This window comes from Nocardioides sp. NPDC057577 (genome assembly GCF_042801335.1).
Taxonomy (GTDB): domain Bacteria; phylum Actinomycetota; class Actinomycetes; order Propionibacteriales; family Nocardioidaceae; genus Nocardioides.
In genome coordinates this window covers 1-10,339 of sequence record NZ_JBHVGB010000202.1, presented here as the reverse complement: position 1 = coordinate 10,339, position 10,339 = coordinate 1, and the positions used below count along the sequence as shown (strand labels likewise).

Sequence of the window (10,339 nt, the reverse complement as noted above, 5' to 3'; positions counted from 1 at the left end):
CCCGCACTGCGGGGGGGGGCCGCCGGGCGCTTGTGCTGTCAGAGACCTCGGATCTCTTAGGACTGTGTCAGTGGAAACGGTGTCACTTGGAGAAGTCGGGCAGCAGGTCGGCGAACGCCGTCTCCAGCGTGGCCAGGCCCTCGTCGAGGGTCTCGGCGCCGGAGGCGATCTTCGGGAGCTCCTGGTCCATCGGACCCCACAGCGAGGAGTACTCGGGCAGCTCGGGTCGCGGCTGGGCGGCCGGGAGCACGGTCTGGAAGCCGGCGATGCCCGGGTCGGCCTTGACCTCGTCGGTGTAGGCGTCGTCGCGGGTCGGGAGCGTGGAGTTCTTCAGCGCGATCTGGGCCTGGGTGTCGGCCGAGGTCATGAACTTCACGAACGCCGCCGAGGCCTCCTGGTGCGCCTCGTCCGAACCGGCGTAGATCGACAGGTTGTGACCGCCGGTCGGAGCGCCGGCCTCGCCGGTCGAGCCGGCCGGGACGGTGGCGATGCCGAGGTTGTTCTTGTCGGCGAACGCCGAGCCCTTGTAGAAGTTCGTGATCTCCCAGGGACCCTGGATGATCGCGGCGACCTTGCCGTTGACGAAGGCGTCCTGGATGTGGGCGTACGCGTCGGCGGTGGTGTCCGCCTTGTGCAGGCCCGCGCCGTCGAAGAGACCCTGCCAGGTGGTCAGGCCCTTCTTGGCCTCCGGGGAGGAGATGGTGATCTTCTTGGCCTCGGCGTCGACGGTGTCGGTGCCCTCGCCGTAGAGGAACGGCTGCGCGTAGTAGGCGGAGGTGGAGCCCCAGTAGCCGTCGACACCGGTCTTCGACTTGATGGTCGCGGCGTCCTTCTTCAGGTCGTCCCAGGTGGCGGGGGCCTCGGTGATGCCGGCCTTCTCGAAGAGCGCCTTGTTGTAGACCAGCGCGAGGGTGTCGGTGACGAACGGGACGCCGTAGGTCTTGCCGTCGAACTCGGCCTGCTTGATCAGGTTGGGCTGGAAGGCGTCCTTCTCCTCGAGCGCCTCGGTGTCGTCCAGCGGAGCGAGGAAGCCCTTCTGCGCGAACGCAGGGGTCCAGCCGACCTCGGCGCGCAGCACGTCCGGAGCGCCGCTGGCGCCGGCCGCGGTGTCGAACTTGTTCTGCGCCTGGTCGAAGGGCACGTTGACGTACTTGACCTTGATGTCCGGGTTGGCCTTCTCGAAGTCCTTGACGAGGGCCTGGTACGTCGGCGCCTCGTTGGTCGCGTTCGAGGTGTCCCACCAGGTGATGGTGACCGGGCCGTCGCTGCTGTCGCCGCTGCCGCCGCCACATGCCGTTGCCGCCAGGGCGAGCGTTGCCGCCACTGCGGTGGCCACGATGCCACGTCGCATGAGTTCTCCTTCGATATGGGGCCGGGCGAGGAGTCCGCCCGGTGGTGTGACGAAGGTAACCCCGCGTCGAGGAGAATGTAAGAGCCTTTCAGCAAAAGTTGCAAACTTGCTGAAAGTTCTTGCAGGCCGTGTAGGGAGGGGGCATGATGTGACCGTGCCCATAACACCAGCCTCTGCCCGTCTTGCTGACATCGCGGCCCATGCGGGCGTGAGCGAGGCGACGGTCAGTCGCGTCCTCAACGGCAAGCCCGGGGTCGCCGCGGCCACGCGGGAGGCGGTGCTGGCGGCGATCGACGTCCACGGCTACGAGCGCCCGGTGAAGCTGCGCCAGCGCAGCGAGGGGCTGGTCGGCCTGATCACGCCAGAGCTCGACAACCCGATCTTCCCCGCGCTCGCGCAGGTCATCGCGCAGGGGCTGACCCGGCAGGGCTACACCCCGGTGCTCGCCACGCAGACCCCCGGCGGCTCGACCGAGGACGAGCTCACCGAGATGCTCGTCGACCGCGGTGTCACCGGGATCATCTTCGTCTCCGGTCTGCACGCGGACACCACCGCCGACATGACGCGCTACGAGAAGCTGCGCGCCCAAGGCGTTCCCTACGTCCTCCTCGACGGGTTCACCCCCGACATCAAGGCGCCGTTCATCTCGCCCGACGACCGCGAGGCGATGCAGCTGGCGGTCACCCACCTCGCGACGCTCGGCCACTCCAAGATCGGCCTGGCCGTCGGGCCCCGCCGTTTCGTCCCGGTCCAGCGCAAGATCGAGGGCTTCGTGGCCACGATGGCCGACCGCTTCGGTCTGAGCGCCGAGGAGATCGAGAAGGGCCACATCCGCGACTCCCTCTTCACCCTCGAGGGCGGCCAGGCCGCGGCCTCCGAGCTTCTCGACGAGGGTTTCACCGCGATCGTGTGCGCGAGCGACATGATGGCGCTGGGCGCCATCCGTGCCGCCCGCTCGCGCGGTCTGCGGGTCCCCGAGGACGTCTCCGTGGTCGGCTACGACGACTCCCAGCTGATCGCCTTCACCGACCCGCCGCTGACGACCGTACGCAAGCCCGTCCAGGCGATGGGCCAGGCTGCCGTGCGCGCCATCCTCGACGAGATCGCCGGCACCGGCACGCCGCACTCGGAGTTCGTCTTCCACCCCGAGCTGGTCGTCCGCGGCTCCACGGCCTCCGGCCCGCGCGTCAACCCCTGACCTCCCGGAGGCGGCCCGCACGCGGCTGGCAGGATGGGCGCGTGACGATTGTGGCTGCTGCTGATGGTTCTGCGCTTGGTAACCCGGGGCCCGCGGGTTGGGGTTGGTATGTGGACGAGTCCGCCTGGGCCTGCGGCGGCTGGCCGCACGGGACCAACAACCAGGGCGAGCTGACCGCAGTCCTCGATCTGCTGCGGCAGACGGCGCACACCGGCGAGCCGCTGCTCGTCTACTGCGACTCCAAGTACGTCATCAACTCGGTCACCAAGTGGATGGCGGGCTGGAAGCGCAAGGGCTGGAAGAAGGCCGACGGCAAGCCCGTCCTCAACGTCGAGATCATGAAGGAGCTCGACGCGGCGATGCAGGGCCGCGACGTCCGGTTCGAGTGGATCAAGGGCCACTCCGGACACCCGCTCAACGAGGCCGCCGACAAGCTCGCGAACGGTGCCGCCCTGGCCTATCAGCAGGGACGTACGCCGGACCCCGGTCCGGGTTTCGCAGGAGCCGCCGAGGCGCCCGCCGTAGCCCCACAGGTCGCGCGACCCGAGCCCGAGCCCGAGCCGGACGATCTGCTCGGCCTGCTGGGCGCGGAGCCGGTCGCGAGCGAGAAGGGCCAGGCGTACTCCTTCTCGGTGGACCAGAACCGGATCGACCCCGACTGGGTGCACCGGATGCTCGCGCAGTCCTACTGGGCGAGCGACCGGACCCGGGAGGTGCAGGACGCGGCCAACAAGGGCTCGCGCTGCTACGGCGTCTACGACTCCGAGGGCAAGCAGGTCGCCTTCGCGCGCGTGGTCAGCGACTTCGCCGCCTTCGCCTGGCTGTGCGACGTGATCGTCGACCCCGGCGTACGCGGCCAGGGGATCGGCAAGCTGCTGATCGAGGGCGTCGTCGCCGACCTCGAGCCCTACCGGATCCGCCGGACCCTGCTCGCCACCGAGGACGCCCACGAGCTCTACGCGAAGTACGGCTGGGAGCCGCTGCCCGCGCCCGAGCGCTGGATGATCCGAAACCTCTAGGGCGTGTCTCCCAAGGACACGGCGGCCACCGGCTCCGGCACGTCCCGCCGGCGTCCGACGGCGACGACCCCCCAGGCGACGAGGGTGAACGCCGCCGCGATGCCGGCGACGTAGAAGGAGACCACCAGGTAGCCGTCCTGCACGTGCGGGTTGAGGAAGGGGTACGGATACCACCATCCCTCCCCGGTGAGCGGGGAGACGACGTTCTCGCCGCGCAGCAGGGTGTAGACCACCCACAGGATCGGCCACGCGATGACGACCCCGACCGTACGCCATGGCAGCCGGCGGCGCGGGGGAGCGAAGAACAGGTCGAGGATCAAGAAGATCGGACCGATCAGATGGAGCACCTCGTTCGCCCACGGTGTCGCGGCGAGCGCGATGCCCCGCAGCAGCAGGTTGTAGACGAGGCCGGTGATGGTCATGAACGTCGTGGCCGCGGCGAGCAGCACCGCGATCCAGACCGGCTCAGGGCCGGGCCGGGTCAGGGCCCAGAACGCGCCGACGACGAGGGCGGCCAGGGCGAAGAGGTTCGACTGGATCGTGAAGTAGCTGAAGAAGTTCACCAGGACCGTCGCGGTGCTGGAGCCTTCGGCGGGGACCGTGCTCATGGCGTTGCCGAACTCGGTCACCACGGCCGCGAGGATGAGCGCGGCCATGGCCAGGCGCAGGATCGACCAGGTCTTCGTCACGAACTCACCGTAAGGCCGCGGCGTGCCGATAGTGGTGATAATTCGGGCGGAGCCACGTCGTGTCCCGTGCTAACGTCACCGCGATCGTGATCCGAGGCAAGGAGGTGAGACCCGTGTACGCAACGTCCACTGCGGGTGCTCCCCGCCACCCACGATCGTGCCGGCTGAGCCCGACCCCGGGCTGAGCCACGGGGAGCGCCCACGGAACCTTCCGAAAGGCGACTCCCATGAACACGACAACACGACCCCAGCCCGGCAGCGGGCGTGCACTGGTCCTCGGCGGTGGCGGCTCGGCGGGCAACGCCTGGCTGATCGGTGTCATCGCCGGCCTGCTCGAGGGCGGGCTGGATGTGACCGATGCCGATCTGGTCATCGGCACCTCCGCCGGCGCGACGGCCGCGGCACAGATCGGCGGGGCGAGTCCTGCAGACCTGTTTGCCGCCGTCGTCTCGACACCGATTCCTCGACCTTCGACGCGGCCGAGCGGGCCACGCCCCATCACCTGGGCCCACCTGGAGCGCACCAACGCCATCATCGCGGCGTCGGCGGACCTGGCCGACATGCGGCGCCGGGTCGGCGAGGACGCGATCGAGCTGGCCGAGGCTTCGGGTGCGGCCGGGCGGGAACGCTGGCGGGAGACCGTCGCGTCCCGGCTGCCGAGCCCGCACTGGCCGGAGCGTGCGGTCCTCCTCACCGCGGTCGACGCCGACACCGGCGAACCCGTCGAGCTCCACCGCGACAGCGGCGTCGACCTGGTCGACGCGGTCGCCGCCAGCTGCGCCGGCGGCCCGGCGTACGCGATCGGCGGCCGCCGCTACATCGACGGCGGCTACCGGCGCTCGAGCGAGAACGCCGACCTGGCCGCGGGGTGCGAGCGGGTGCTCGTGCTCTCGCCGCTGGGCGGCCGGACGCGGCATCCGGCTGCATGGGGCAGCGAGCTCGCCGTCCAGGTCCAGGAGCTCCGCGCCGGCGGCAGCCGGGTCGAGTCGATCCTGCCCGATGCCGACTCGCTCGAGGCGTTCGGCGAGAACATGATGGATCCCTCGACCCGGCCCGCGGCCGCTCGTGCAGGGCATCGCCAGGGCCACGGTGTCGCCGGGAGACTGGCCGGATTCTGGCGTCGATAGGGCCGGCACGGCGTACGTTCTTCTCGGGGACCTGTCGAAGGCGGCCGGATCCGTTCGTGGAGCGAGTAGGGGGTGGCGATGAGCGCTGCCCGGAAGCAGGAGGTTGTCGGATGACCAAGTATCTGATCTCGTTCCGCGACGAGGCGATGGACCACCGTGACGAGGACGTCGCCGAGATCGCGGAGGCGTCCGCCGAGATGACTCGTGAGGCCGTCGCGGCCGGCGTGTTCGTCTTCGGCGGTGGGATCAAGGGCGGTCTCGAGGACGCCTGGACGGTCGACGAGGCCGGGGTGGTGACCGACGGTCCCTACCCGGAGAGCAAGGAGCACCTCGGTGGCTTCGTCGTCGTCGACGTCGGCACCCTCGAGGAGGCGCTGATGTGGGCGGGGAAGTGCGCCTCGGCCTGCCGTGCCACCGTGCAGGTCCGCGAGCTGCTCCCCGGGGCCGACGCGCTGTGACCACGACCGGGGTCGTCGGCGGCGGGATCGTCGGGCTGGCGGTGGCGCGGGAGATCCTGCGCCGCCGCCCGGCCGAGACGGTGATCGTCTTCGAGAAGGAGACCAGGCTCGGCTCCCATCAGACCGGCCACAACTCGGGCGTGGTCCACGCGGGCATCTACTACAAGCCCGGCAGCCTCAAGGCCCGGCTCTGCACCCGTGGGCGTGATCTGCTCGAGGAGTTCGTCGCCGAGCACGCGATCCCCTACGAGGCCTGCGGGAAGCTCGTCGTCGCGGTGGACGAGGCCGAGATGGGGCGCTTCGACGCGCTGGAGAAGACGGCGACGGAGAACGGCGTACCCGGCCTGAGGCGAGTGGGCCCCGAGGAGATCGAGGAGATCGAGCCGTACGCGGCGGGGCTGGCGGCCCTCCACTCGCCGAGGACCGCGATCATCGACTACGTCGCCGTCGCGGAGGCGCTCGGCCGGAGCGTGACGGAAGCCGGGGGAGAGGTACGCCTCCGCGAGGAGGTGACCGGCATCCACCGCGTCCCGGGCGGGATCGAGGTCGAGACGCCCGGCGGCCGGACCCGGGTCGATCACCTGGTCGTCTGCGGTGGCCTGGAGTCCGACCGGCTCGGTGAGCTGACCGGCGGTCCGAAGGCGCCCCGGATCGTCCCGTTCCGCGGTGAGTACATGCAGGTCAGCGCCGCGAAGCAGGATCTCGTCCGCGGCATGGTCTATCCGGTCCCCGACCCGCGCTACCCGTTCCTCGGCGTGCACTTCACCCGCCGGGTCAGCGGTGGTCTCGAGGTCGGTCCCAACGCATTCCTGGCGCTCAGCCGCCGGCGCTACGGTCGGACGTCGCTGACCCCGCGTGACGTCGCCGACACGCTGGCGTGGCCGGGGTTCTGGCGGTTCGCCGCCGAGCACTGGCGCACCGGGTTCACCGAGCTCCGCGGCGTACTGTCGAAACAGGCCTACATGCGGGAGGCCCAGCGCTACGTGCCGGAGATCGGCGCAGCGGACGTGACCCGCGCGGGGCTGGGGCTGCGCGCCCAGGCCGTCGAGCGCGACGGCTCGCTGGTGGACGACTTCGTCATCCACCACGCCGACGGGATCACCTCGGTGCGCAACGCGCCGAGCCCGGCCGCGACCTCCAGCCTCGCCATCGCCGAGTACGTCGTCGACCGGATGTCCTAGTCGACGGGCTCCCCGACGGGCCACTCGGCGGGGTAGTCGTCGGCCACCCGGTCATGCTCCTTGGTGAGCTTCTTGCGGGCCTTGGCGGAGACGCGGTCGCCGAAGACGGTGCCGTTGGTGTGGTCGGTCTCGTGCTGGAGGCACCGGGCCAGCAGGCCGTTGCCCTCGAAGTGGACCGGCTCCCCGTCGAGGCCGAGACCGTCGACGGCGGCCCAGTCGGGGCGGGCGCAGTCCACGAAGGCACCGGGGAAGGAGAGGCAGCCCTCCAGGTCGACGTCGAGGTGGCGGTCCTCGCCCTCGGGCAGGGTCAGGACCGGGTTGCAGACGATGCCGACGGTCCGTTGCCCGGTGGCGTCGGGGCAGTCGAAGACGAAGATGGCGACGTCCTCGCCGATCTGGTCGGCGGCCAGGCCCACGCCCTCGGCGGCGTACATCGTCGCGACCATGTCGGCGGCCAGCTCGGCCAGCGTTGCGTCGAAGTCCTCGACCTGCTTCTTCGGCCGGTGCATGACCGGGGTGCCCCAGCGTGTCATCGGCCGCACCTTCCCGCCCTCGGGCAGGGCGCCGTGGGGCGCGAGCGGGCGAGCGGATTCGAGCGAGGAGTCGGCCATGTGCCAAGCCTATAAATAAGACGTGAGTCGTTTGTTACCGCCATCACCACCCCGAAGTGTAGACCGTGTTGTAACTCCCAGTTACAGTTCTACCCATGAGTATCCTCCAAGGCCTACGTGGCGGGCTCGCGAACGGCGTCCCGTCCGGCGAGTCGCGTGATCCGATCGGGTTCGCCGTGGCCGGTCTGCGCAAGCTCTCGCAGAGCCCTGCGCTCGACCGGCTCGGTGTCCGCAAGCAGACCGAGCAGGTCGTCTTCACGGTCACCCGCAGCGGGTTCAAGACGATCGCGGCGACCAGCCGTGCGTTCAAGAAGAAGGGCAAGCAGGGTGCCCCGGGCGTACGCGTGCCCAACGCCATCCCCCAGGGCGTCTTCGACCTGACCCCGAGCGAGGACGAGCAGATGCTCGTCGACGTGGTCGCCGAGTTCGCCGCCGAGGTCGTACGTCCCGCCGCGGCCGAGGCCGACGAGGCCTGCGCCGCGCCGGAGGAGCTGCTCAAGTCGAGCCTGGAGATCGGGCTGCCGATCCTGGGGGTCCCCGAGGAGCTCGGCGGCATCTCCGAGACCCGCTCCGCGGTTGCCGGCACCCTGGTCGCCGAGGCGCTCGCCAACGGCGACCTCGGTCTGGCCGTCGCCGCCCTCGCGCCCGGCTCGGTCGCGACCGCCCTGGGCTTGTGGGGCACCGACGAGCAGCAGCAGACCTACCTGCCGGCCTTCACCGAAGGCTCGGTCCCCGCTGCGGCGTTCGCCCTCAACGAGGACAGGGTCCTCTTCGACGTGCTCTCCCCGTCGACCACAGCGACCCGGACCGCCGACGGGTTCGTCATCAACGGCGCCAAGTCGCTGGTCGCCCGCGGTGCCGAGGCGGAGCTCTTCGTGGTCGGTGCCGCCCTGGACGGCAAGCCGGTCCTCTTCCTCATCGAGTCCTCGACCGAGGGTCTGAGCATCGAGTCCGAGCCGGCGATGGGTGTGCGCGCCGCCTCGCTGACCAAGCTGACCCTGACCGACGTGAAGGTCCCCGCGGCCGCCGTCCTGGGCGAGACCGACGGCTCGACCTACACCGAGGCCGTGCGGCTGTCCCGGCTCGCCTGGTGCGCGCTGTCCATCGGCGTCGGCCAGGCCGTCCTCGACTACGTGACGCCCTACGTCAAGACCCGCGAGGCCTTCGGCGAGCCGATCGCCCACCGCCAGTCGGTGGCGTTCATGGTCGCCAACATCGCCATCGAGCTGCAGGCGATGCGGCTGGTGACCTACAAGGCCGCCAGCCGGGTGGCCCAGGGCATCGACGCGACCCGCGAGATCGCGCTGGCTCGCAAGCTGTGTGCCGACAAGGGCATGCAGATCGGCCTCGACGGCGTCCAGCTGCTCGGTGGCCACGGCTTCGTCAAGGAGCACCCGGTGGAGCGGTGGTACCGCGACCTGCGTGCGATCGGGATCATGGAAGGCACGGTGCTGGTCTGATGGCCATCAATCTGGAAGACCCCAAGAAGCTCAAGCCGCTGCGCGAGCAGGTCCACCAGGTCGCGATGAACATGCTGCGACCGATCTCGCGCAAGTACGACAAGGCCGAGCACGAATACCCCACCGAGCTCGACATGCTCGCCGCCATGGCTGACGGTCTGGCCGAGTCCGGGCAGGGTGAGGGCGCAGGCGCCACCGGCGTACGCCGTGACTCCAAGCCCGACGACGGCAAGGTCAAGAACGGCGCCAACATGTCCTCGGTCCTCTCCGTCTCGGAGATGTGCTGGGGCGACGTCGGGCTCACGCTCGCGATGCCGCGCCAGGGCCTGGGCAACTCGGCGATCGCGTCGGTCGCCAACGACGAGCAGCACGAGCGCTTCGACGGCATCTGGGCCTCGATGGCGATCACCGAGCCCGGCACGGGCTCCGACTCGGCCAACATCAAGACCACCGCCACGCTCGACGGCGACCACTACGTGCTCAACGGCGAGAAGATCTTCGTCACCTCCGGTGACCGGTCCGACGCGGTCGTGGTGTGGGCGACGCTCGACAAGGAGCTCGGCAAGGCCGCGATCAAGTCGTTCGTGGTCGAGAAGGGCACGCCGGGGATGAAGGTCGAGCGTCTCGAGCACAAGCTCGGGATCAAGGCCTCCGACACGGCCACGATCACCTTCACCGACTGCCGGGTGCCCGCGGAGAACCTCCTCGGTTCGCCGGAGGTCAATGTCAAGGAGGGCTTCGCCGGTGCGATGGCCACCTTCGACAACACCCGTCCTCTGGTGGCCTCGATGGCGGTCGGCTGCGCCCGGGCGGCGCTCGACTACACCCGCGACCTGCTCGAGAAGGCCGGCGTCGAGATCGACTACGACCGGCCGGCTCACCTGCAGTCGGCGGCCGCGGCGAAGTTCATCCAGCTCGAGTCGGACTACGAGGGCGCCTATCTCCTCATGCTCCAGGCCGCCTGGATGGCCGACAACCGCCAGCCCAACTCCAAGGAAGCCTCGATGGCCAAGGCGAAGGCCGGTCGGATGGGGTCGGACGTGACGCTGTCCTGCGTGGAGCTGGCCGGCACCATCGGCTACTCCGAGGGTGAGCTGCTGGAGAAATGGGCCCGCGACTCGAAGATCCTCGACATCTTCGAGGGCACCCAGCAGATCCAGCAGCTGATCGTGGCGCGCCGCGTTCTCGGGCTCTCGTCCGCGGAGCTGAAGTAGAACCCCTGGGCCGACTCGGCTCGTCCTGACC

At 69.9% G+C, this 10,339-nt stretch carries 10 protein-coding genes; 7 read left to right on the top strand and 3 right to left on the bottom strand.

What is annotated here, in order from left to right; translation table 11 throughout:
• Positions 1 to 82: 82 nt before the first annotated feature.
• Positions 83 to 1,351 (bottom strand): extracellular solute-binding protein, encoded by a 1,269-nt coding sequence (locus tag ACFU7D_RS26160; RefSeq protein ID WP_378872911.1) that lies wholly within the window; start codon positions 1,349 to 1,351, stop codon positions 83 to 85.
• A 46-nt stretch (positions 1,352 to 1,397) separates the two neighbouring features.
• On the opposite strand from ACFU7D_RS26160, the gene ACFU7D_RS26155 reads away from it, so the two are divergent.
• A complete protein-coding gene (locus tag ACFU7D_RS26155; RefSeq protein ID WP_378872909.1) occupies positions 1,398 to 2,549 on the top strand; it encodes a LacI family DNA-binding transcriptional regulator in 1,152 nt (383 codons plus the stop codon).
• A gap of 41 nt (positions 2,550 to 2,590) precedes the next feature.
• Positions 2,591 to 3,568: a GNAT family N-acetyltransferase gene (locus ACFU7D_RS26150; protein ID WP_378872908.1), complete on the top strand. Its 978-nt coding sequence runs from the start codon at positions 2,591 to 2,593 to the stop codon at positions 3,566 to 3,568.
• Here the strand turns inward: ACFU7D_RS26150 and ACFU7D_RS26145 are convergent.
• Positions 3,565 to 4,257: a Pr6Pr family membrane protein gene (locus ACFU7D_RS26145; RefSeq protein ID WP_378872906.1), complete on the bottom strand. Its 693-nt coding sequence runs from the start codon at positions 4,255 to 4,257 to the stop codon at positions 3,565 to 3,567. The two genes, ACFU7D_RS26150 and ACFU7D_RS26145, sit on opposite strands and share 4 nt — an antisense overlap.
• Positions 4,258 to 4,484: 227 nt before the next feature.
• Here ACFU7D_RS26145 and ACFU7D_RS26140 point away from each other — a divergent pair, with 227 nt between their 5' ends.
• The 3 genes from ACFU7D_RS26140 (at position 4,485) to lhgO (ending at position 7,023) form a co-directional block, all read left to right on the top strand.
• Positions 4,485 to 5,384 carry a patatin-like phospholipase family protein gene (locus ACFU7D_RS26140; protein ID WP_378872904.1) on the top strand — a complete coding sequence of 300 codons (900 nt, stop codon included), beginning with the start codon at positions 4,485 to 4,487 and terminating at the stop codon, positions 5,382 to 5,384.
• A gap of 110 nt (positions 5,385 to 5,494) precedes the next feature.
• Positions 5,495 to 5,842, top strand: coding sequence for a YciI family protein (locus tag ACFU7D_RS26135; protein WP_378872902.1), 348 nt, complete (start codon positions 5,495 to 5,497; stop codon positions 5,840 to 5,842).
• The gene (gene lhgO / locus ACFU7D_RS26130; RefSeq protein WP_378872900.1) at positions 5,839 to 7,023 is read left to right on the top strand and encodes an L-2-hydroxyglutarate oxidase; all 1,185 of its coding nucleotides are present in this window, start codon (positions 5,839 to 5,841) and stop codon (positions 7,021 to 7,023) included. The genes ACFU7D_RS26135 and lhgO overlap by 4 nt, the downstream gene beginning before the upstream one ends.
• Here lhgO and def read toward each other — a convergent pair.
• The gene (gene def / locus ACFU7D_RS26125) at positions 7,020 to 7,634 is read right to left on the bottom strand and encodes a peptide deformylase (RefSeq protein WP_378872898.1); all 615 of its coding nucleotides are present in this window, start codon (positions 7,632 to 7,634) and stop codon (positions 7,020 to 7,022) included. The two genes, lhgO and def, sit on opposite strands and share 4 nt — an antisense overlap.
• 95 nt (positions 7,635 to 7,729) lie before the next feature.
• Between def and ACFU7D_RS26120 the strand changes: the two genes are divergently transcribed.
• Positions 7,730 to 9,094, top strand: a complete 1,365-nt coding sequence (locus ACFU7D_RS26120) for an acyl-CoA dehydrogenase family protein (protein ID WP_378872896.1) — start codon at positions 7,730 to 7,732, stop codon at positions 9,092 to 9,094.
• Complete coding sequence (locus tag ACFU7D_RS26115; RefSeq protein ID WP_378726820.1) at positions 9,094 to 10,308, top strand: acyl-CoA dehydrogenase family protein; 1,215 nt, start codon at positions 9,094 to 9,096, stop codon at positions 10,306 to 10,308. The genes ACFU7D_RS26120 and ACFU7D_RS26115 overlap by 1 nt, the downstream gene beginning before the upstream one ends.
• Positions 10,309 to 10,339 lie beyond the last annotated feature (31 nt).